The following is a 22,176-nucleotide window of genomic DNA, read 5'->3' on the forward strand; positions in this document are numbered from 1 at the left end:
CTAGGAACTCATTGCGCGCGGCGGCGGGTCTTCATGTCGAGCCAGACCGCGAGAATGACGATGATGCCGGTCACGAGCGGCTGCCAGTTGGCGCTGACCGAGAGCAGGTTCATGCCGTTCAGCACCAGCGTCAGGATCAGCGCGCCAATAAAAGTGCCGAACACGGTGCCGACGCCGCCGAACAGCGAGGTGCCGCCGATCAGCACGGCCGCGATCGCGGGCAGCGTCAGGCTCTCGCCGATGTCGGCCTCGGCCGAATTGAGCCGCGACAGGAAGATGATCGAGGCAAGGCCGGCCATGGTGCCGGAGACGGCATAGACCAGCAGCAGGCGGCGCGCGACCGGGATGCCCGAGAGCCTGGCCGCGACCGGATTGGCGCCGATCGCATAAATCTCCTGGCCCCAGATCGTGCGCTGGGCAAACAGCGTTCCGATGCCGAGGAAGACCAGCAGCAGGTAAACCGGGATCGGCAGGCCGAACAGATAGCCGCTGCCGATCTGGCGGAAGCCGGCCGGAAAACCGTGAAGGGTCTCGCCCGCCATGTACCAGTAGGTGAGGCCGTTCAGCACCCAGAGCATGCCATAGGTGGCGATGAAGGAGGGGATGCGCAGCGCGGTGACCATGACGCCGTTGAGCAGGCCGACGATGCCGCCGCAGGCAAGGCCCGTGAGGATGCCGAGCGCCGGTGAGCCGGTCTTGTGGATCACGGTCCCGGCGATACAGGCCGACAGCGCGACATTGGCGCCGACGGAGAGATCGAGGCCGGCCGTGAGCACGACCAGCGTCAGGCCCGAGGCGATGAAGAAGGTCAGGCTCGCCTGCCTGAGCACGTTGAGGATGTTGCCGAGGCTCAGGAAGGAATCGCTGAGCACGGCCAGCACTGCGCAGATCAGCAGCGCCGCGAGCAGCCGGTAGAACACCTGGATCGCGTCCTGCGACAGGAAGGAGCGCGGCGGCACGATCGCCTCTTTGCTGATGTCGGTCATGCGCGGCTCCTGAGGCCGTCGAGGAACAGGGCGACGATGACGAGGACGCCGACGCTTGCGACCTGCACCGAGGAGGGCATCGAGATCAGGTTGAGCCCATTGCGAAGCACGCCGACCGCGATCACGCCGAGCAACGTGCCGAGCAGCCAGCCATTGCCGCGCTCGAACGAGGTGCCGCCGACCGCGACCGCGGCGATGGCGTCGAATTCGAGCCCGAGGCCCGCGGTCGGATGACCTGAATTCATCCGCGCGGTCATCAACAGGCCCGCGATACCGGCCATGGCGCCGCCGATCGCATAGACCGCGATCAAGAGCCGGTTCGGCGAGAGGCCGGCATAGCGCAGCGCCTCACGGTTGCCGCCGAGCGCGAAGATGTAGGTACCGAAGCGGGTGTGATAGAGCAGGCCGTGAAAGACCGCATAAGTCACCAGCGCCATCACGATCGGCACGGGAACGCCCAGCAGCGTCGCCGAATAGATGTCGCGCACGCTGTGGGGGATGCCGACCACGCTCTGGCCGTCGCTGACGATCAGCGACAGGCCCTGCGCCATGCCGAGCGTGCCGAGCGTCGCCACGAAGGGCGGGATGCCGAGGATCGCAACCAGCCAGCCGTTGACGGTGCCGAAGGCTGCGCCGACCAGCAGGCCGGCGCCGAGGCCCAGCAGCATCGACTTGGTCGCGAGCGACACGATCGCGACGCAGAGCGAGGTCAGCGTCAGCACCGCGCCCATCGACAGGTCGAGCCCCTCGGTCATGATGATCAGGGTCATCGGCAGTGCGAGCATGGTCAGGATGGTCGACTGCACCAGCACGTTGGAGAGGTTGGCGACCGACAGGAAGCCGGGTGCGATCGCGCTGAACAGCGCGATCAGCAGCACCAGCACGATGGCAACGCCGGGAATGCGTTGCAGCGGATTGGGCTCGGAAACGACCGCGGCTTCACGCATGATGCATCCCCAGTCGCACGATGTTCTCCTCGGTCAATTCGTTGCGTGTCAGGTGCCCGGCGATGCGCCCTTCGCGCATCACATAGGCACGGTCGCAGACATGGCAGATCTCGACCTGTTCGGACGAGATCATCAGGGCGGCGGCGCCTTCGGCGACCAGGCGGTCGATCAGCGCAAAGATCTCGGACTTGGCGCCGATGTCGATGCCCCGGGTCGGCTCGTCGAAGATGAAGAGCTTCGAGCCGGCCGCCAGCCACTTGCCGATCACGACCTTCTGCTGGTTGCCGCCCGAGAGCAGGCCGACCGTCTGGCGCGCGCTGGGCGTCGCGATCCTCAGCTGCCGGATCAGGCCGTCGGAGGTGCGCTGCGCCGAACGCTGGTCGAACAATCCGCTCGGGAACAGTTTTCGCAGCGCCGACACCACCAGATTGTCACTTACGGACCGCAGCAGCGCGAGGCCTTCGCTCTTGCGGCTCTCCGGGATCAACGCGATGCCGCGGCGGGCGGCGAGATCAGGCTCGCCGGAAATGGTCTTGCCGTCGAAAATGATCTCGCCGGCGCTGACGGGATCGGCGCCGAAGATGGCGCGCGCGACCTCGCTGCGGCCGGAGCCGACCAGGCCGCACAGGCCGACGATCTCGCCCCGGCGCACCTCGATGTTGATGTCGGAGATGCCGGTCGACGAGCTCAGGCCCTTGACCTCCAGCAGCAGCTCGCCGGGCTTGTCGGCAAAATTGCGCGGATAGGTCATGTCCACGGTGCGGCCGACCATCATGCGGACGAGCTGGTCCGGCGTGACGTCGGCGGGACGGACGCCGTCGATGCGACGGCCGTCGCGCAGCACCGTGATGCGATCGCCGAGCGCGAACACCTCCGCCATGCGGTGCGAGATATAGACGATGGACACGCCGTCGGCTTTCAGCCGCGCGATCAGCGCGAACAACAGCTCGGTCTCGCGGTCGGACAGCGCCGCGGTCGGCTCGTCCATGACGAGGATGCGCGCGTTCTGGCTGATCGCCTTGGCGATCTCGACCATCTGCTGCTGCGCCACCCCCAGCTTGTCGACGACGGTGGAGGGGTCGATGTCGAAGCCGATCGTGCCGAGCACGCGCTTGGCGTCGGCGAGGATCTTGCGCCGATCGATGCTGCCGGGGATGCGCCCCTTCGGCTCGCGGCCGAGGAAGATGTTCTGGGCGATGTCGAGATGGGGGACCAGCGAGAATTCCTGGAAGATCACGGCAATGCCGAGCTTCTGCGCATCAGCGGCCGAGCCGATCGCGACCTTCTCGCCCTTGTAGTAGAACTCGCCGGCATCGGCGCTGTAGGCGCCGCACAGCACCTTCATCAGGCTCGACTTGCCGGCGCCGTTCTCTCCGAGCAGCATGTGGACTTCGCCGGGGAAGACGGCAAAGGACACGTCATCGAGTGCCTTGACTCCGGGAAACTCCTTGCTGACGCCGCGCAGCTCGAGCAGTGGCGTGGGCGAGGTGACCTCGATCGGAAGCGCGTCGCTCATGCCTTGGCTCCGCTCGCAAAGATCTTTCCGGGATTCATCAGGCCGTTGGGGTCGAGCGCGGTCTTGATCGATCGCATCACGTCCACGGCCTCGCCGAGCTCATCGGCGAGATAATCGATCTTGCCGAGCCCGATGCCGTGCTCGCCGGTGCAGGTGCCGTCCATGGCGATGGCGCGGGCGACCATGCGAGCCTGGAGCGCCTTGGCGCCTTCGCTCTCCTCCGGCTTTGCCGGATCGATCAGGATCAGCATGTGGAAATTGCCGTCGCCGACATGGCCGACGATCGGCGCGGTGAAACCGTGCTCGTCCGCGTCGCGCCGCGTCTCGGTCAGGCATTCCGCCAGCCGCGAGATCGGCACGCAGACATCGGTGATCACGGCACGTGCGCCGGGCCGGAGGCCCAGGCCCGCATAGAGCGTGTTGTCACGGGCGTGCCAGAGCCGGCTGCGGTCTTCCTGCGCCTTGGCCCAGGCAAAGCCATGGCCGCCATGGTCGGAGGCGATCGCCTCTGCGGCCTCGGCCTGCTCGGCGACAGAGGCCTCCGAGCCGTGGAATTCGAAGAACAGGGTCGGGGCCTCGCGATAGCCGAGCTTTGCGTAGGCATTGATGCCGCGCATCATGACGTCGTCGAGCAGCTCGATACGCGCCACGGGGATCGCGGACTGGATCACGGAGATCGCGGTGTCCACGGCATCATGCAGGGTGTCGAAGCTGCAAACCGCGGCCGAGATCGCCTGCGGCACGGGATGTACCTTCAGCGTGATCTCGGTGATGAGCCCGAGCGTGCCTTCCGCGCCGACGAACATGCGCGTCAGGTCGTAGCCGGCGGCCGACTTGCGCGCGCGCCTGGCGGTGCGGATCACGCGGCCGTCGGCCAGCACCACCTCCAGCGCCATGACATTGTCCTTCATGGTGCCGTAGCGCACCGCCATGGTGCCGGAGGCTCTCGTCGATGTCATGCCGCCGATCGAGGCGTCGGCGCCCGGATCGATCGGGAAGAAGAGACCGGTGCCGCGCAGCTCCGCGTTGAGCTGCTTTCGCGTGATGCCGGGCTGCACCACGACATCCATATCGCTGTCGTGCACCGCCAGCACCTTGTTCATGCGGGCGAAGTCGAAGCAGACGCCGCCGGCGACCGAGGCCGCATTGCCCTCGAGCGAGGTCCCGGCGCCGAACGGGACGATCGGCATGCCCGCGGCAGCGCACAGCTTGACGATCTCGACCACTTCCTGCGTGGTTTCGGGGAAGACGACGATGTCAGGCGGCAGGTTGCGGTAATGCGACTCGCTCTGGCCGTGCTGATCGAGCACGCCGCGCGCGACGCTCGCGCGCGGGCCGATCATGCCCGTGAGGCGATCGGCCAAAGCCACTGTGCTGACCCGCGGTCCCATCCTTGCTCCCTGTCTGCCCCGATGACGGACTCTTGCCGGTCCGCTGCGTTGTGGTTCGGCTTAGGCGGCTCTTGCGCTGCTCGCAACCTGCTTCAGGCCGAAATCGTAGTTGAGATGAAAATACTCGCTGTCCACCATGCGACCATCCGGCGCACGCCCCGCCGGGTGACGGACGAACTCGCGGATCAGGCTGTCCTTGACGCCGAACACCACGTCGCTGTCGAGATATTGGTCGCCGGCGACGAACACGTGGGTCACGAGCTGCTCGAAGCCCGGCGCTGAGATCATGAAATGCACGTGCGCCGGACGCCAGGGATGGCGGCCCTGCACCTCCAGCATCTCGCCGACCGGCCCGTCATGCGGAATCGGATAGGCGGCCGGCTTGATCGACCAGAAATGGAAGCGGCCGTTGGCGTCGGTGTGGAAGCGCGCGCGCATCGCGAGATCGCCGATGTCGTCGAGCTGCTGCACGTCGTAATAGCCGTCATCGTCGGAATGCCAGACGTCGACGATCGCGCCCGCGAGCGGCCGTCCGTCGACGGTCGAGACCGAGCCGGTGACCAGCATGGGGTCGCCTTCCATCGGACCCGAGATGTCGGCGCCGCTGTCCTTTTCCGGTGCGGCCTGGACGAAGAAGGGGCCGAGCACCGTGGTCTCGGTCGCGCCTTCCGGCACCGGATGGTTGATCGCGTCGACCAGCATGGAGACGCCGAGCGTATCCGACAGCAGGATGAACTCCTGGCGCTTGTCGTCGCACATGTGGCCGGTGCGGGTCAGGAAGTCGATGCCGTATTCCCATTCCTTCTGGGTCGGGCGGACCTCGCGGACGAAGGCATGGAGGTGGCGCACCAGCGCCTCGCTGACCTCCTTGATGCGCGGATCGGTTGCGCCTGCGATCCGCTCCAGCACCGCGTCCGTGATCGTGGTCTCGTTGAAGTTGCGCATGGGTGTCTCCGTTGATCAGAGCTTCGGTTCGCCGAGGCCGGACAGCCGCTCGAGATGCTTGACGGTCGCGATGAAGTCGGCCTCGCCGTCGCCCTGCGCCACCAGCGCCCCATAGGTCTCGCGCACTTGCGCCGCGAGCTGCAGCGGCACGCCGACGGCGTGGCCGGCGCCGAGGATGAGATCGAGGTCCTTGGCCATCTGCTTGCAGGAGAAGGTGGACTCGAAGTCGCGCGTCCGCAGCGGTGCGGTCTTGTACTTCACCATCGGTGAAGCCACCGCGCTGTCGTCGAGCACCTTCAAAATGTCCTGCCAGGCGATGCCGCCCTTGCGCGCCAGCGCCAAGCTCTCCGCCATCATCGCGGCCGACACCGCGATCATCAGATTGACCGCGAGCTTGGCGTAGCGCGCTTCCTCGGCTGGTCCGAGATAGGTCTGGGCGCGGGTGAAGGCCGAGAACAGCGGCTTTGCGCTGTCGAAGGCGTCCTTCGGCCCGGAGACGAAGCAGGTCAGCGCGCCGGTGTGAACGATGCTGGCATTGCCGGAGACCGGTGCGCGCAGATAGGCGACGCCGCGGGCTTGCGCGGTGGCCGCAACTTCGGTGGAGGCCTCGACGCTCACGGTGCTGGTCTCGATCAGAACGGCTCCCGGTGCCATCGCGGCGATGAGGCCGGCGGGGCCGAGCAGCGCGCCGCGCAAGGCGGCGTCATCCGGCAACGACGTGATAACAGCCGCCTTGCCGCTCACGGCCTCGGCCGGCGAGGCGGCAATCGAAATGCCCTGGGTGCGTGCCTCGTTGACCCGTGCCGCGCTCTGATCGAACGCGGTGACGGCATAACCGGCCTTGGCGACGAGCACCGACATCGGCAGGCCCATCTTGCCGATCCCGATGAAAGCGACATTTTTTGCAGCGTCAGTCATTGTTGGTGTCCATTGGCGCCTTCAGGCGGCGCGTCCCTGTCGTTCGATGTCCTGCACCAGCCGCCGGCCGGATAGCGCCAGCAGTTCCTTCTTCGTCTCCAGCCCCTCGACCAGCAGCCGGCCGTTCCGCCTCCTCCATGCGCCGCCGATCATGACGGCCTCGATGTTGGCGAGACTCGTCTGCATCACGACGGTCGCGACGGGGTCGTGCACCGGAAAGAGGTTGAGATCGGATGCGTTGATGATGACGAGGTCGGCCAGCTTGCCCGGCGTCAGCGATCCGATCTGGCTCTCGCGGCCGAGCATGCGCGCGCCTTCCGTCGTGATCCAGCGCAGCGCTTCGCGCACGGGAATCGTGGTGGTCGCCGGAATGGTGCCGCTGTCCCGGCGCGATTCCGCATTGTCGAGCGCCCGCTGCATCGACAGCGCAACGCGCGCGGCGGAGAAGAGATCGCCGGCCAGCACGGATTCCAGATCAATGCCGATCGTCGGCCGCACGCCGCGCTTGAGCAGCCGTCCGGTGATCGGAAAGCCGTGGCCCTGGATCATCTCGTTCTCGGGCGTCACCGAGAACGACACGCCGAGGTCGACCATCCGGTCGAGGAGTTCATCGGGCAGATCGTTGCCATGGACGATGTTGATTCCGGCGCCGACGAGGCCGGCCGCGATCAGCTTCTCCCAGCCATCCGGCGTCTTGGCCGGCCCGCCGCCCTGGTGCATCGAGGCGATCAACTTGAGCTCCCGCGCCAGGCGGAAATCGTGCATGGCGACGTCGAGCGTCGAATAGTGCGGTCCGAGAATCGCGAGCCCGAGCGTGACGAGGCCGTCGCGATCGGCGAGGGGGCCGGCGAGCAGCCGCTCGACCTCGCGGCGCGGATGCGGGATCTCCGAGAAATGCGGCTCGCCCGGCTTCGGCTCCGGTTTCGGCGAGCCGTGGAAGAACGCGGCGCGGATGCCGCTCTCGATCAGGCCGCGCACCGCGGCATCGGTATGATCGGGCGTCGGATTGTTGTGGCACCAGTCAACCAGCGTGGTGGTGCCGCAATTGATCTGGTTCAGCGCGCCGACCAGCGTGGCGATGTAGATGTCGTCGGGCCGGAACACGGTCGCGAGCCCGGCATGCATGCGGCGGAAATATTCCAGCAGCGTCCAGTTCGCGGCATAGCCGCGCAAGCCCGTCTGCCAGGTGTGCATATGCGCGTTGACGAGACCGGGGATGACGATGCGCCCGGCGCCATCGACGATCTCGGTCTCGGCCGCGCCGCTGCCGAGGTCGATCGATGGCCGCACATCGAGGATACGGCCGCCCTCGACCAGCAAATCGCCGGTGCTGAGGTCGCCAATCGCATCATCCATGCTGATGATTGTGGCGGATCTGATCAGCGTGCGCCGCATCGCTTCAAGCCACCGCTTTGACAGTAACAGGCGGCTCGCCGGCCCAGGCGCGCGCGATCAGGTCGCGGATGGCGCCCCGCTCGAGCGGCCGCGGATTCCAGTAGGCGTTGGTGACGGCGAGATCAGCCGCCTTGTCGATGCCGCTCGCGGGCATGCCGACGTCGCGCAGCGCCAGCTTTGCACCCAGCCGCTTTGCGAGGTCGTAAAGTCCCTGCGACGCATCGGCGGCGCCGATCGCGCGCGCGACGCGCGCCATCGCCTCGGGCACGGCGGGGGCGTTGTAGGCCAGCGCGTGCGGCAGAACGATGGTGTGCGTCTCGGCGTGCGGCAGATCGAAGGTGCCGCCGAGCGTGTGGCAGAGCTTGTGATGCAGCGCCATGCCGACGGTGCCGAGGCAGACGCCGCACAGCCAGGCGCCATAGAGCGCCTCGCTGCGGGCCTCGCGGTCATCGCTCTTTGCGGCAATGGCGGGCAGGGCACGCGCGAGCGCGCGAATGCCTTCTTCCGCCATCAGCGACGTCACGGGATTGGTATCGCGCGCGTAAAGCGCTTCCACCGCATGCGCGATCGCGTTGATGCCGGATGTTGCGGCGAGGCTCGCCGGCAAAGTCAGGGTGAGATCGACATCGTAGATCACGGTCTCCGGCAGCACGGCCGCATCGCGCACCGTGGTCTTCAGGCCGTTTTCGGTCTGGCCGACGATCGGCGTCATCTCCGAGCCGGCATAGGTGGTGGGGATGCAGAGCTGATTGACGCCGGTGCGCAAGGCGAGGGCCTTGCCGAGGCCGGTGGTCGAGCCGCCGCCGAGCGAGACGACGCAGTCGGCATCGCACGCCTTCATCGCCACGAGCGCCCGCTCGGTGACGTCAACCGGCGTATGCATGGTCGCGCCCGGAAAGATGCCGGCATAGAGCGGGCCGAGCGCTGCGCCCAGGCTCTTGCCCTGGGCCTCTTGCTGCGGCGTCGTCAGCACCAGTGCGCGCTTGCCGCCGAGCCGCTCCACCTCGGCCTTGGCGCTGGCCAAGGTTCCGCTGCCGAACACGACGCGGCAAGGCAGGTTTTCGAAGGTGAACGAACCGATCATGCGCCGGTCTCTTTGATGGGATAATCGACCTGAAAGCGGCCGATCCGCAAGTCGCCGAGCGCCTCGCGCACGCGCAGGTGCTCCGGGTGGGTGGCATAGGCCGCCAGCGCGGCCTGGTTGGTGAATTCGGAGAACAGCACGACGTCGCAGGCGTAATCGACAGCGCTGACGTCGACGCCGACCTCGATGTGGGTGAGGCCGTCGATCCGGCCGCGCAGGCCCTCGAACAGGGTCTTGACCTTGGCCCGGGCGGCGGACCGCTCCTCGGCGGTCTCCCCGCGCAGCCGCCACATCACGATGTGCCTGATCGGGCCCGACATTTCCCAGTTTCCTCGCCTGCTATCTTGCTTGTGTTGGGCCCATTTTGGCTTGCGGGATACGGAAATAAAGGCCAATAATTGTAAGTCTCTTTTCCTGAAAGTGGAAAAATGGATCGCCTGCTGCAACTCGAGGTGTTCGCCAAGACGGCCGAGCTCGGCAGCCTGTCCAAGGCCGCCGAGGCCTTGCGCATGTCGAATGCGGCCGCGAGCCGCTATCTCAGCGCGCTCGAGGAGCGCCTCGCCGTTCGCCTGATCGAGCGCAACACGCGCCGCTTGTGGCTGACGGAGGCGGGGCAGGAGCTGCTGGAGCGGTCCAGCCGGGTGCTGAGCGAACTGGCGGAAGCCGAGGACATCGTCAGCGATCGCGCGCTATCGCCGCAGGGCATGCTGCGGGTCACGAGCTCGCTGTCCTTTGCGGTGATCTATCTCGCACCGATGCTGCCGGCGTTCCGCGCGCGCTATCCGAAGCTCAACATGCAGATCACCACCGCCAACCGCTATCCTGATTTCATCGAGGCGGGCATCGACGTGGCGATCCGCACGCGCGAGCAGGAGCCGGATTCGAACATCATCGTCCGCCGTATCGGCCAGATGCGCCGCGTGCTGGCAGCCGCACCCTCCTATCTCGCAAGCGCAGGCGAGCTCGAACAGCCCGCCGATCTCGCGCGCCACAACATGCTCGTCTACAATCTGGCGAACGATCCCTATTCGCTGCGCCTGCGCAAAGGCAATGGCGCACAGACGGTGCGCATCACGCCGACGCTCGACAGCAATGACGGCCAGGTCATCCGCGGCGCGGCGCTGGCGGGGCTCGGCATCCTCATCCAGCCGCTCTACATCGTCCAGAGCGATATCGCGGCGGGCCGTCTGGTCCCGGTCCTGCTGGACTGGGAGCTGCCTCTGCTCACCATGAACATCGCCTACCAGAACCGTGCCGGGCTGCCGGCCAAGATCAGGGCCTTTTCCGACTTCCTCGTCACCCACATCCGCGAGCATTCAGAGCCGGGGATATGGATGGACGCGGCGAAGTAAGTGACGGACATTGAGATCCCGACTGTTTCCGAGAAGGCATGGGCACCAGCCGAGGCGCCTCTATTCGGCGCTGCGTTTCCAGGCGCCGGTGCCGAGCTTGCCTGTGATCACAGCCAGCGCATCGCGGATCTCGTATGCGCCACCGTCGCTGTAGCCTGACAGGCCCCTGAGGGCACGCAACGTCCAGCGGCCGTTCGCGGCAGTGATCGTGCCTTCGTGCGAACGAGCCGAGCGCTGCGGCTCGGCGTGGAACCTGTAGGTACCGTCGCCCATGATCTCCCAGATCCAGCGCGACTGGCCGCGGCCATTGGGCACCATGATTTCCCAGGTGCCGACCAGCGCGGGATCAATCGTCGACGACGGCCCGCGCGGCGCAGCAGGAGAGACGACGGCCGGAAGCGCCGCACCGTCGGCACCGGCGGGCGGCGGGCCAGCAAGGTAGATCGCCTTGCGTGACAGCGAACCATAGACGATCGGCTGCTGCCTGTTGCGGGTCGCCTCCATCACGTCGTCCCGGACATTGCGGAACATGAAGGTAACCTCGACACCAGGCGCCTCGATGTTGCGCAGGAGCGCCGCTGCAAACGGGCTGTTGCGCGCGTCCCCGTCAAGCGCCGTGGTGCCGTCGCGCGCGGCATAGGCGACGAGAACGTTACCGGTGGGCTCGATGCGGCCGAGCCCGCCCATCGTGGCCGCCCGTGTGGCGAGCGAGCGGCTCATCCTGACGGCAAAAGGATTGTCGCGGCAGGCGTCGAGGATGACGAGGCCGAGGTTCGTGGTATTGGACACCTGCAACATCACGCTTTGCAGGCTGATGGCTTCATTCGCCGCGTCCGTGTCGCGCTTCAGCGCTGCGTCGGTCGGGATCAGCCAGTTCTCGCCGTTGATCTCCATGCCATGGCCGGCGAAATACACGGCCGCCATGTCGGCGCCGGCGGCGTCGCGCCCCAATGCGATCAGGCCGCGGCGCATCTCATCGAAGTTGGCGTTCGTGGCCAGGGACACGGTGAAGCCTAGCCGCTTCAGCGCCGCAGCGATGTCGCTCGCGTCGTTCGGCGGATTGAGCAGCGCGGGAACGTTGCCGTAGGCGCCGTTGCCGATGACCAGCGCGACCCGCCTGCCTTCCGCTGCTGCAGCCGTCGGCGCCACGCCGGCAAGCGCGGCCGCAGCCGTCAATCCCGAAACGAATTCGCGCCGATTCATCCGGATCTCGCGGGCTCGAACGAGCCTCTATCCTAGCGCAACCGGTCCGGGGGAGCCACGGGGCGTTCCTAGTTCGACGCCAGCGCCGTCTTGGCGACCTCGGCCATCCAGCCGGATGCCACGGGAAGGATTGCGTCGTTGAAATCATAGCGCGGGCCGTGCAGCTCGGCGCCGTCGCGCAGTTCGCCGTTGCCGATCCAGACGAAGGCACCGGGCCGCTGCTGGAGATAGTGGGCGAAATCCTCGCCGGCCATGCTGGGCGCAAGGTCGCGCCTGACCTCGGCCTGCACCTTCTCCGCGGCAGCGCGCGCAAGGCTCGCCTCATCAGGCGTGTTGACCACGACGCCGACGCCCATGACGATCTCGGGCGTGACCTTGACGCCAAAGCTCGTGGCGATTCCGGCGCAGATCTCGCTGATCCGCGCGAGGAGGACGTCCTTGACCGCCTCGCGGTGAAACCGCAGCGTGCCGCGGATGGTGACGCGTCCGGCGATCTGGTTCGGTGCGGTGCCGCCTTCGATCGTGCAGAGCGACAGCACGGCGGTGTCGAGCGGATCGACGCTGCGCGACACGATCGACTGCAGCGCCACGATGAGATGGCCGGCCGCCATGACCGGATCGCGCGTCAGATGTGGCATGCCGGCGTGCCCGGCATGGCCCTCGATGGTGATGGTGACGCGCCCGCCCGAGGCCATGACGACGCCGTCATGGATCGCGATGGTGCCGGCGGCAAGGCCCGGCCAGTTGTGGAAGCCGAACACCCGGTCCATCGGAAAGCGCTCGAACAGCCCGGCGCCGACCATCGCGCGCGAGCCGCCATAGCCTTCCTCGGCCGGCTGGAAGATGAAATCGACCGTGCCGCTCCAGCTGGTGTCGGCGGCGAGCAGCGCCGCGGCGCCGAGCAGCGAGGCGGTGTGCCCGTCATGGCCGCAGGCATGCATCACGCCTGATGTCTTTGAGGCGTAGGGCAGGCCGGTATCCTCGGTGATCGGCAGCGCATCCATGTCGGCGCGCAGGCCGACGCGGCCCTGCGCGTGCCCGCGCGTCAAGGTCGCGACGACGCCGTGTCCACCGACGCCGGCCTCGAAGGGAATGCCGAGCTCGGTGAGCCTGTCCTGCACGAAGGCCGCGGTCGCCTTCTCCTGGAGGGACAGTTCGGGATGGGCATGCAAATGGCGGCGCCACGCGGTCAGTTTCTGGTGCAGCTCGGGTGTCAAGGCGCGGCTCTCTCGAATGGTGTCGGTTGCCGTCACCATAGCGGATTATCCGCGCCGCGCATCAAGCGTCCCGGAATAGCTCGCGTGCAGTCATATCGTCATGGCCGGGCTTGACCCGGCCATCCACGTCTTGCTTGCCGCACAAAGTTCGTGGATGCCCGGGACAAGCCTGGGCATGACGGCTTGCGCTACGGCACGAGCTTCGCCAGGACGCCTTCGGCACCAGCGGGCAACCGCGTTTGCGGCAATGCTGATGGTCGCTGCGAGCGACTTCAAGCGAAGAAACGACGCAGCTCTGCGGCGACACGGGCTGGATCGCCTTCGTTGTCTGCCGCGATGTGGCCGGTGCCCTTGAGTTCAATTCGTGTCGCGTTCGGCAGGATCGCAGTGAGAGCATCGACCCCGGCCTTGAGATAGCCCTGGCTGCGATCGCCACCGAGAAGCAGCGTTTTCGTGCCCAGGCCCCTGTAGCGATCGGGGTCGCCGACCATCTCCTTGATGAGCTCGATATCGTAATGGACCAGCGGGATGAGAGTAGCCAGAGGTGGGCGATCGCCCGCGCTTGAATCTCGACGCAGTCGCATCATCATGGCGAAGAACGATCTCAGCACAGGCGCGGGGAGCTTTGTCATGACCCCGTTGTCGCCGGTGCCTTTGACCACGGCAACATAGGCCGCGGCCAGGTCTCCCTTTGTCAGGGCCGCCTCGTAGTTCGAGGCCCAGTACCGTGGTTGGACCGAGCCGAACTCGAGCGGAGGCTCGTAAAGGGCAAGGCGTGAGATCGCCGGATTGACAAGCGCGGTGTGCAAGGCAACCAGCGCTCCGGAGCTGAGTGCAAACACATTGCGGGCTCCTGTCTCGGCGAGAAGCCGACCGAGATCATGGATCTCGGTCGCCATGCAGTGATCGGGCCGGAAGGGGCCGCTCAGACCCCGACCTCGACGGTCCGGGATGATGGCAGTAAAGCGGTCAGCCAGCGCAGCTCCGAGGTCGGCAAAGCTTGCTGCGCTCTGCAGCCCGCCATGGAGCAGCACAAGTCCGGGACCTGAACCGAGCTGCCGGTACCCAATGACGGTGCCGTCATTGGCGACAAACGATCTCTCAGAGCTCATCCGACGCGGCTCACCGCATCGTCGCAAGCTGCAAGGCCAGTGCGCAGGCGCGGTCGTATTCGTCGAGATTGATCCATTCGTCCACCGTGTGCGCCTCGTTCTGCCCCGCACCGAAGGTTACGGTCGGAACGCCGTGGCGGACCATCCAGTTCGCATCCAGCCCGCCATTGGCGGCGCGGACATTCGGAGTGCCGCCGACCGCGGACACCGCCTCGATCGCGCGTTTGACAACCGGCAGGTTGTCCTTCATGCGGAACGGATAATAGTCGGTCTCGGCCTTGAACTTGACCTTGCCGGACTTGCCCTGCGCGTTCGTCACCTTCTTGGCGGCCTTCTCGAACGCGGCCTTGTAGGCTTTGGTGATCTCCTTGAAGAATTTTCCGTCATGGCTGCGGCTTTCGCCGCGCACATGCACGTAGTCGGTGACGACGTTGGTGGCATCGCCCGCGGGGCGGCCCTCGCCGCCGGTGACCGGGCCGATATTGCTCGTCCCTTGCTGCTTGCCCTTCACCACCTTGCCGAACCAGCCGCCGGCCTTCACGTCCGCGAGTGCCAGCGCCATGATCATGGTCGAGGAGATGCCGCGCTCGGGCGCAACGCCGGCATGCGAGGCGCGGCCGAAGATCTCGACGGTCCAGCGGTCGGCCCCGACCGCGCCGATGATCACGTTGGAGGCCGAGCCGCCGTCATAGTTGAACGCCATCACCGGCGAGCCGAGCTCGCCCAGCTTGACGTGGCGCGCGCCATAGAGCCCGCTCTCCTCGCGCACGCAGAACAAAAGCGTGATCGGCGGATGATCGAGCTTCTGCTTGGCGAGCTCGGCGGCCAGCGTCACCAGCACGCCGCAGCCGCAGCGGTTGTCGCCGCCGAGCGCGGTCTTGGCTTCGTTGACGATCTTGCGGCCGGACTTCTTCGGCTTGGCGCCGGCGCACAGCGGCACGGTGTCCATGTGGGTCATGAACATGATGCGCGGCTGGTTGTGCAGCGCGCCGCGGCCCGGCAGGTCGACGATGAGGTTGCCGGTCTCGGTCGGCACCGGAATGCGCGTGTTGGCGTCGTCGAGCCGGATCGCCTTGGCCGGGACGCCGCTCTCCTTCAGCGCGGCGGTGAGCTCACGCCCGATCGCCGCCTCCTGTCCGGTGACGCCCTCGACGGCGAGGAAGCGCATGAGGCGGTCGGTGGCGGCTTTGTGGTCGACAGGCATGAGATGGTCCTTTGATGCACGGTACGTGTCAGCATCCTTCGCTGCGCCGTGTTTCGCAAGGCCTCTCGGACAGTCCGGTGAATCTGGGGCGGGGCAGGGACGACCGCATCAAAGCCACGGCCGCGGCGCGCCGAACACGACGCGCCGCGGCCGCCTTCGGCACACCAATCAGTATCGCGCGACGAGCGGGGCGAGGGCCGTATTGAATCGCCAGTTCACGCCGAGCATGACGGTTTGCATGTTTTGCCGGACGCTGGCCGGGAACAAGGGAGTGCCGGCACATGCGGGATTGCCGGAGCAGTTCAGGGTGTAGCCGTTCGTTCCAAAGTCGAAATAATTGTATTCGGCCTTCAACGACAGGTTTGGCAGCAGCGCATATTCGATACCGGCACCGACGACGAATCCCGCCACATCGCGCGACCCCTTGAAATCAGCCGTGAAGGCGGCGAAATCGGTCTGCGTCATCTGATGGTTGAAGCGGGCGAAGGCGGCGCCGCCCTTGGCGTAGAACAGCACGCGATCGAAGGCGTAGCCGATGCGGCCCGTCGCGGTGGCGACGCGATCGAGCTGGGTCGTCAGCAGGATGCCGGCGGCGCCGCCCGAAATCAGTGTCGCGGTGGTGTCCTTCATGTCGGCCCAATCGAACTGGCCTTCGAGGCCGACCACGAGGGAGCCGACCTGATAGTCGCAGCCCCCCTGCACACCGGCGAGCCAGCCGCTGCTGTGATCGGCATTGAATGTTAGCCCGAGGATGGGCTGCTGCTCGTTGACCCCGCGACCGCCGCCGCCATTGCCGCCGACATAGCAACCGGTCCAGGAGAAGGCCGGGGCCGCAGGCGCCGCCTTGTACGGCATCGACACGTCCGCCGCCATGGCCGAGGTGAACGTCGAGACGGCCAGCGCGATGGCGCTGACAAGGGTTTTGGTGGTCATGGGAGGATCTTCCTTCAACTAACGGCAATGGCGCCTGAAGCGTATCGTGCGCGTCGGCATCGCACAGGCCAGCGACTTCATCTGGTGAGTTGCCCGACTTCGCGATCTGGTCACAGTACGCGGCGGCTCACGCGGCGGCTGTACCCACCGGGCCACAGTGGAAATAACGGCCACTGCAGGTTGCGACTTTTCACAGAGGCTGGCGCGACAGGAAGAATCGGGAATTTCGCTGCTTCACGCAGTCCGCGTATACGCCAGGAAGATCAGCGTGCCGAAAAGGAGCGCTGCTGCCATGAACAGCAGCACTGCCGGCAGCCCCGCGAGCGCCGCGACCGCGCCGGTGAGCGACTGCATCAACGCCGCGCCGAGGAAGAAGGCGAGGTTGATCGCGGCGAGCGCCTTGCCCGCAACCTGCGCGTCGACCAGTTGCCTGGACATGCCGAACAGCAGCGGCTGCGCGGAGGTCGCGAGCCCAATCAGCACGAACAGCACCAAATCGTATTGCGGCGGCATCACGTCGACGCCGAACAGCGCGGAGACCGCAAAGTGCGGCGCGCCGAGCGCCATCAGCGCCAGCAGCAACGCGCCGGCGAGATGTGAGCCGGCCACCAGTTCGCGGCGGCGGCCGAGCCTGCGATCGATCATGCCGATGAGCAGCGGCCCCACGATCATCGCCAGCGTGAACGCACCAAGCTGGTTGCCGGCCTCGATCCGCGACAATCCCTTGACGTCCATGAGCCACGGTCCGCCCCACAGGCCGCGCAGCACCAGCGAGGTCGCCAGCGACACCAGCGCCAGCGCGATCAGGCCGCGCAGCGGCCGCGACAGGCCGAGCCTGAGCACCTCGATCATCTGCGACATCGGCGAGGAATGATCCTTGTGCTCGGCCGGTTGGTTCGGCACCAGCGCGAACACCGCGAGCGCGACTGCAACGCCGCCAGCTGCGGAGATCCAGAACCCGGCGCGCCAGCCCCAGGTGTCGACGACGAAGGCGAGCGGGCTCGACGACAGCAGCATGCCGATATTGCCGATCGAGAGGATCGCGCCCGACCACAGCCCGAAGCGCGCCGCCGACAATTGCTTGGCCGCCAGGGTCATCGGGCACATCAGCATGCCCGAGGTGGCAACGCCGAGCATGAGCTGGCCGACCGCAAAGCTCTCGGGGCCGGTCGCAAAGCCCGATGCGACCGCGCCGAACACGGTTCCAGCCAGCAGGCCGAGCGACACCGGCCGCACGCCGAAGCGGTCCATCGCCGCGCCGACCGGGATCTGCGCCGCCGCAAAGGCGAAATGATAGACCGAGGTCAGGCTCGCCAGCGCCTGCGGCTTGACGTGGAAATCCGCCGCCATCAGGTCGAGGCTGATGGCGGGAACCGTGCGCAGCAAGGTCGAGAGCATATGCCCGCAGGCGAGCGCGACCAGCGCGAAGATCAGCGCGCGGGTGGCGCCTCCCGCGTCGTTAGTGGCTGCGGTCTCCATGAGTGTCCCGTCCCGAGAAGGTTTTGGATGGGGGTACATGATCGCGGGGCGGCCGCCAATGGCGGCAGCGCGACCCCCTCATTCCGGAATGGCGGCGCCGTCAGCGCAAAGTGGTGCCGGCGCGCCGTGACGGCAGGCACGTTGCCCATCAAAGCGGGTCTGACGCCGCTGTCTGAGACGATGAACCAAGCCGGCCGTCAGGACGTTGTTCCCGGGAAGATGTGGTATCATGGGGACCAGGATCTGCAGCTGGCGGCGGCAATGTCTTCCAACGAGAGTACAAGCAAGACGACCAGTGACGCGGCCCGCCGAGAGCGGAGGAGGAGCAATTCCCTACTGCTGGCTCTCGCCGTTGGATTTCTTGTCTTTGGTGCGGCCGCGGGTGCACTCTACTACGCATTGCGGCCCGAGGTTCTCCGGATCGCCGTTGGCCCGCCCGGCAGCGACGATTCCAAAGTCATCGAGGCAATGGCCGATGCCTTCAGGAGCGAAAGTCGAACCGTCAGGCTGTCTCTGATCAAAACCAACGGGGCGGTGGAGTCTCTCGCCCTGCTTGGGGCAGGCAAGGCGGACCTTGCCGTCGGCCGCGGTGATCTGGAAATGCCCGCCGAGGCGCAGACCGTCGCCGTCGTGCGTAAGAACTTCGTCGTGCTGTGGGCGCCCTCCGCGCCTGCGGGCAAGGGCTCGAAAGGAAAGCGGTCGCCGAAAATCAAGGAGGTCGCTGATCTCGCGGGGCACCGCGTCGGCGTGATTGGGCGGACCCCCGTGAATGCCGCGTTGCTGCGAGTCATCCTGAGCGCCGCCGGCGTGGACGCCGAGAAGGTCGCGGTGACGCAGTTTGGCACTGAACAGATCGGGGAGCTGGCGCGCGATCTCACCCTCGATGCGTTCATGACAGTCGGGCCACTCGACAGCAAAATCACATCCGACGCCGTTGCTGCTACGGCGCGCGCCCGCGGCGAACCGAAGTTTCTCGACATCGAGACGTCGGAAGCGATCGCCTTGAGGCATCCCCGGTATGAATCGGAGGAAATTCCGCCGAGCGTCTTCAATGCGGATCCGGCCTGGCCGGGTGACAAGGTCGAGACGGTCAGCGTCAGCCACCTCATCGTGGCAAGAAAGAGCATGTCCGAAACCACGGTAGCGGCGTTTTTCCGGCAGCTCTTTGCCGTCCGTCAGGCGATTGCGAAGCAGGTCCCTGGCGCTGCACACATCACCAAGCCGGACCTCGAGAAGGACACCGAGCTGCCGGTACATCGGGGAGCGGCGGCCGTCATCGACGGCAACGAACGCACCTTTCTCGACCGGTACGGCGATTTGTTCTGGTTCGGGCTCCTGCTTCTCTCCGGGATCGGCTCGGCCGCCGCCTGGTTGCGCCGTTACTTGAACCGCGACGAAAGGGAGGACAACACCAGCCATCGCAAGAGAATCCTCGCCATGGTCTCGAGCGCGCGTACCGCCGAATCCAACCAGGAACTGCTGACCCTGCAGAGCGAGGCGGACGCCATCATCGCTGAAACGCTCGAGTGCTACGATGACGGTGCTATCGAGGAAGAGGAACTCGCCGCTTTTGGGCTGGTGCTCGATCTCTTGAGCAATGCCATTGCCGAGAGGCGAGCCGCGTTGCAACGTACCAGCTTCGAAACCATTCGAGGCGCGGCAACAGGCTCTACGCTGCGAGGATAGCGGCAGCCGTTTGAACAGGCCGTTGCGGATTCCTCCGCGCCTGCGCCGCCGTGGCTGGACCTCCGGTTCTCGGCCGTCAGCTTGACTTCATCTCGACCAACAGCTTCAGCGTCTCGTCCAGCAACGCCTGGATCGCCCGTCGTTCCGCGATGGCCCTCGCGGCGTACGCCAAAGCTAATCCGCGCCGACTGCGGCAAAGGCGAAGGGACAGACCGGGGTGAGGCTCTCCAGCGCCTGAGGCCCGATTTGGAAATCTGCCGCCATCAGGTCGAGGCTCCATCGGTATTTCCGGAGAGCTCAATCTTTGGTTGACATTGCATTCGCTGCCTTGTGTATTTGGCGATTATATGGGGGAAGGCGATGGGGCAGTCGTGTGCGCGTGTTCGCGCATCTTTTGTTTGTTCGATTTTCTTGTGTCTGGCTGGCTGTGGCACTTCGGTTGTGAACGTCGCACCGGAGAGAAGTTCTTGGAACGCCAACGAAGCTTTCTCCCGTGCATATTGGAAGAGCTTTGCGCCTCCAGCCGCGATCGAAACGGGGGATGCGCTTAATCTTTTTGGACCTACTATTACACGCCGACCCATGGCTATTCGGCGAGCGGTGTTCCCATTCTTGATCTGTCCGGACAACGCTTGGGACCGAGACTGTCCGTTGCGGACTTCTGCAACGCGGCGGACGAGGGCGCCTTCCGTGCGCGGCCGAGCCCCTCCGCTGCATATTCGTCCTACACCATCGCAGGTGCTGTGCTCGCATCAGACGCTCAGACTGACTGCACCACAATGTTTCGATCGAAGCTCAATCTCTACGAGCAAGGCAGGGTGAGCGAAAATTGGCCCGCCATAGTCGCGGCCTTTGAACGCACGCGGTATCGGCAGACGATGGCCCCGTACGGCAACGGAAAGGGGCAGCGTTGGCTTGTGCCGTGGCGGACCGTCGCCACATACAACCCGCAGATCACCCAAGGGACTGTGCTTTATATTCCTCATCTTCGTGGCGTGCGCGTGAAGCTTCCTTCCGGTCAAACCGTTCGGCATGACGGATACTTCTTTGCTGCCGATTCAGGCAGCGGGATCAAAAGCGATCACATCGACTTCTTCACTGGCCTGATTAGCCCAAGGCCGAACCTGCTTCCGGGGGTCGATGGTCGAGAAAAACAGTTTGCTGCGTACGTCGTCAAGAACCCCGCGCTTACGGCCCATATGAAGGGCCTCCATCGAATGGATTGATGTCAGGAAGCAAGAATGGAGAGGACGTGAATGGTCGGTTATGGTTGTCACGAGCCTTCGTGCTGGCTTCTAGTGCTGCTCTCGCATATCCGGGGACTGTGGCAAAGTGACCTGTACTGACATCTGTCGTCTAAAGGGCAAGATCACAAACGTCAGTCGACGGGCAGGCCAACCAGCTACGCTCATGTTCAACGGGCCCAGAGAACTCTCCGCCGTCTTTTCGAGGTATACGGGATTGCGGCGAAGCAACTCGGGACAGCGGCCAAGCCGGGGACTGCATCGAGTTCAAGTGGGCCGAAACGTCTCTCCGGGAAGCACTAACATCAACCATTGCGCGGGCTGCGCAATGAATGATCGAATCTCCTCCGGCCGGTGAACAGATGGTCGACAGCCATCGTGCAAGTCCCCCTCGATTAGCCATCAATGGCTTCGTCTGGTTTCCTCATCGCGAACTTGCGAATCAGCTCATCCCGACCAACAGCTTCCGCGTCTCGTCCAGCAACGCCTGGATCGCCTGTCGTTCCGCGATGCCGTCCGGTGTGAAGGCGCCGTGCGTGCGCGCATTCCGGTTTCCTCTCGGCGCACCGGTCCTCAGCGCGCCGCCGTGCATGCGGCAGCGCGCCTTGCCGTGTGCGGCTGGTGCGCGGCAGGCATCGCCATCGCGGGTTCGGGCGCCGCAGCGGGGACTGGCCCGCATCGGGACGGTGTTGCGGGTGTGGTCGCCGGTCATGGGTTGGTGCCTTGCCTTGCGTCGCTCGAACCCGGCTCCGCAACGATCACGTTCGCATGCTGCGTGACGTTGCCGACGATCGCTCGTCCTCCGTCCTGCACGGACAGGTTTTGCACCGTGATTGCGCGCTCGTCACTGTTGCGGTGGCGGCTCAGGGCCTCGACCTGAGCGGCGAAGGTGCGGGTCAGCCGGGTCAATGCGCGCGTGACGCTTTCCTGCTGCGGAAGGTTGTCCGTGCAGGCGAGGCGACAGGCGCAGCGCATCGTCGCCACGTGAACGGAAACCATCTGCGACACCAGCATGGCCTCGATGGAATCCTTCGGTGCGATGCTCCTGATCATCGAGACCATGAAGGCGAGATTGGCCTCATTAGGCTTCTGCCCGACCGCGCTCGCTTTGACCAATTGCCTCAGCATGCCGTGCAGCGCGTCGCGGTCGGCGGCACCGAGCGCTTCGGCCAGCAGCCGCTCGCCGGCTTGCGGGTCCGGATGGCTGATCGCAATGCTGCGCTTGTAGAGTCTGATCCGCGGGCTCGCGGCGGGGCCGCCGCGATCGTTTGTCGCAAGCGGCGAGGTGATGTGGCGGTTCGGTGCTGTCGTCATGGGCTGTGTCCTTTGCCGGCGCAGGCGCGCGCGAACGACCGTTCGCTGCTGCGTGCGGATGCGAATTTTCAGATGTCGATGAAGGGCTTACGCGCAACCACGTCGGGGCGGTCCTGGTCAGGCCGGCCGTCACGTTCACGATTGTTGCGATGATGGCATTCTGCAGGTGTTTTGCCCGACGAGTCAAACGGCATTGCGAAGCGCGCAAGTCCTTGTTCTCTCAAGCGCCGGCTACTGTGCATGGGGTTGT

Annotated in this window: 20 protein-coding genes; 3 read left to right on the forward strand and 17 right to left on the reverse strand. The window is 65.8% G+C overall.

Annotated features, from left to right (window positions below; all coding sequences use genetic code 11):
- Positions 1 to 8 precede the first annotated feature (8 nt).
- Genes XI08_RS33875 through XI08_RS33915 form a run of 9 tightly spaced genes read right to left on the reverse strand, consistent with a single transcriptional unit; the run spans position 9 to position 9,502 of the window.
- Positions 9 to 986, reverse strand: coding sequence for an ABC transporter permease (locus XI08_RS33875; protein WP_027546406.1), 978 nt, complete (start codon positions 984 to 986; stop codon positions 9 to 11).
- Positions 983 to 1,933 carry an ABC transporter permease gene (locus XI08_RS33880; RefSeq protein ID WP_027546405.1) on the reverse strand — a complete coding sequence of 317 codons (951 nt, stop codon included), beginning with the start codon at positions 1,931 to 1,933 and terminating at the stop codon, positions 983 to 985. The genes XI08_RS33875 and XI08_RS33880 overlap by 4 nt, the downstream gene beginning before the upstream one ends.
- The gene (locus XI08_RS33885) at positions 1,926 to 3,449 is read right to left on the reverse strand and encodes a sugar ABC transporter ATP-binding protein (protein ID WP_271577727.1); all 1,524 of its coding nucleotides are present in this window, start codon (positions 3,447 to 3,449) and stop codon (positions 1,926 to 1,928) included. The genes XI08_RS33880 and XI08_RS33885 overlap by 8 nt, the downstream gene beginning before the upstream one ends.
- Positions 3,446 to 4,840 (reverse strand): FAD-linked oxidase C-terminal domain-containing protein, encoded by a 1,395-nt coding sequence (locus XI08_RS33890; protein ID WP_271577728.1) that lies wholly within the window; start codon positions 4,838 to 4,840, stop codon positions 3,446 to 3,448. Before XI08_RS33890 ends, XI08_RS33885 begins: the two co-directional genes overlap by 4 nt.
- Before the next feature lie 60 nt (positions 4,841 to 4,900).
- Positions 4,901 to 5,785 (reverse strand): intradiol ring-cleavage dioxygenase, encoded by an 885-nt coding sequence (locus XI08_RS33895; protein WP_271577729.1) that lies wholly within the window; start codon positions 5,783 to 5,785, stop codon positions 4,901 to 4,903.
- Between the two features lie 15 nt (positions 5,786 to 5,800).
- Entirely contained in the window at positions 5,801 to 6,703 is a 903-nt protein-coding gene (locus XI08_RS33900) for an NAD(P)-dependent oxidoreductase (RefSeq protein ID WP_271577730.1), read from the reverse strand.
- Between the two features lie 21 nt (positions 6,704 to 6,724).
- Positions 6,725 to 8,098 carry an amidohydrolase family protein gene (locus XI08_RS33905; RefSeq protein WP_271577731.1) on the reverse strand — a complete coding sequence of 458 codons (1,374 nt, stop codon included), beginning with the start codon at positions 8,096 to 8,098 and terminating at the stop codon, positions 6,725 to 6,727.
- A gap of 4 nt (positions 8,099 to 8,102) precedes the next feature.
- Complete coding sequence (locus XI08_RS33910; protein WP_271577732.1) at positions 8,103 to 9,182, reverse strand: maleylacetate reductase; 1,080 nt, start codon at positions 9,180 to 9,182, stop codon at positions 8,103 to 8,105.
- Complete coding sequence (locus tag XI08_RS33915) at positions 9,179 to 9,502, reverse strand: Dabb family protein (RefSeq protein ID WP_271577733.1); 324 nt, start codon at positions 9,500 to 9,502, stop codon at positions 9,179 to 9,181. The genes XI08_RS33910 and XI08_RS33915 overlap by 4 nt, the downstream gene beginning before the upstream one ends.
- A gap of 108 nt (positions 9,503 to 9,610) precedes the next feature.
- On the opposite strand from XI08_RS33915, the gene XI08_RS33920 reads away from it, so the two are divergent.
- Positions 9,611 to 10,534, forward strand: coding sequence for a LysR family transcriptional regulator (locus tag XI08_RS33920; protein ID WP_027546397.1), 924 nt, complete (start codon positions 9,611 to 9,613; stop codon positions 10,532 to 10,534).
- A 60-nt stretch (positions 10,535 to 10,594) separates the two neighbouring features.
- Here XI08_RS33920 and XI08_RS33925 read toward each other — a convergent pair whose 3' ends face one another.
- The 6 genes from XI08_RS33925 to XI08_RS33950 form a co-directional block, all read right to left on the reverse strand.
- Positions 10,595 to 11,737: a caspase family protein gene (locus XI08_RS33925; protein ID WP_271577734.1), complete on the reverse strand. Its 1,143-nt coding sequence runs from the start codon at positions 11,735 to 11,737 to the stop codon at positions 10,595 to 10,597.
- 68 nt (positions 11,738 to 11,805) lie between these two features.
- Positions 11,806 to 12,954, reverse strand: coding sequence for an amidohydrolase (locus XI08_RS33930; RefSeq protein WP_271577788.1), 1,149 nt, complete (start codon positions 12,952 to 12,954; stop codon positions 11,806 to 11,808).
- Positions 12,955 to 13,226: 272 nt separating this feature from the next.
- Positions 13,227 to 14,066: an alpha/beta fold hydrolase gene (locus XI08_RS33935; RefSeq protein ID WP_271577735.1), complete on the reverse strand. Its 840-nt coding sequence runs from the start codon at positions 14,064 to 14,066 to the stop codon at positions 13,227 to 13,229.
- A gap of 10 nt (positions 14,067 to 14,076) precedes the next feature.
- Positions 14,077 to 15,270: a M20/M25/M40 family metallo-hydrolase gene (locus XI08_RS33940; protein ID WP_271577736.1), complete on the reverse strand. Its 1,194-nt coding sequence runs from the start codon at positions 15,268 to 15,270 to the stop codon at positions 14,077 to 14,079.
- A 168-nt stretch (positions 15,271 to 15,438) separates the two neighbouring features.
- Positions 15,439 to 16,203, reverse strand: a complete 765-nt coding sequence (locus XI08_RS33945; protein WP_271577737.1) for an outer membrane protein — start codon at positions 16,201 to 16,203, stop codon at positions 15,439 to 15,441.
- 234 nt (positions 16,204 to 16,437) lie between these two features.
- Positions 16,438 to 17,682, reverse strand: a complete 1,245-nt coding sequence (locus tag XI08_RS33950; RefSeq protein WP_271577738.1) for an MFS transporter — start codon at positions 17,680 to 17,682, stop codon at positions 16,438 to 16,440.
- Positions 17,683 to 17,943: 261 nt separating this feature from the next.
- On the opposite strand from XI08_RS33950, the gene XI08_RS33955 reads away from it, so the two are divergent.
- Together XI08_RS33955 and XI08_RS33960 are read left to right on the forward strand one after the other, a co-directional pair.
- Positions 17,944 to 19,368 carry a TAXI family TRAP transporter solute-binding subunit gene (locus XI08_RS33955; protein ID WP_271577789.1) on the forward strand — a complete coding sequence of 475 codons (1,425 nt, stop codon included), beginning with the start codon at positions 17,944 to 17,946 and terminating at the stop codon, positions 19,366 to 19,368.
- Positions 19,369 to 20,147: 779 nt separating this feature from the next.
- Complete coding sequence (locus tag XI08_RS33960; protein WP_271577739.1) at positions 20,148 to 20,594, forward strand: 3D domain-containing protein; 447 nt, start codon at positions 20,148 to 20,150, stop codon at positions 20,592 to 20,594.
- Between the two features lie 460 nt (positions 20,595 to 21,054).
- Here the strand turns inward: XI08_RS33960 and XI08_RS33965 are convergent, their stop codons facing one another.
- Complete coding sequence (locus tag XI08_RS33965; protein ID WP_271577740.1) at positions 21,055 to 21,324, reverse strand: HGGxSTG domain-containing protein; 270 nt, start codon at positions 21,322 to 21,324, stop codon at positions 21,055 to 21,057.
- Complete coding sequence (locus XI08_RS33970; protein ID WP_271577741.1) at positions 21,321 to 21,926, reverse strand: hypothetical protein; 606 nt, start codon at positions 21,924 to 21,926, stop codon at positions 21,321 to 21,323. The genes XI08_RS33965 and XI08_RS33970 overlap by 4 nt, the downstream gene beginning before the upstream one ends.
- Positions 21,927 to 22,176 lie beyond the last annotated feature (250 nt).

Origin of the sequence: Bradyrhizobium sp. CCBAU 11361, from assembly GCF_028128935.1 — a bacterium.
Taxonomy (GTDB): domain Bacteria; phylum Pseudomonadota; class Alphaproteobacteria; order Rhizobiales; family Xanthobacteraceae; genus Bradyrhizobium; species Bradyrhizobium niftali.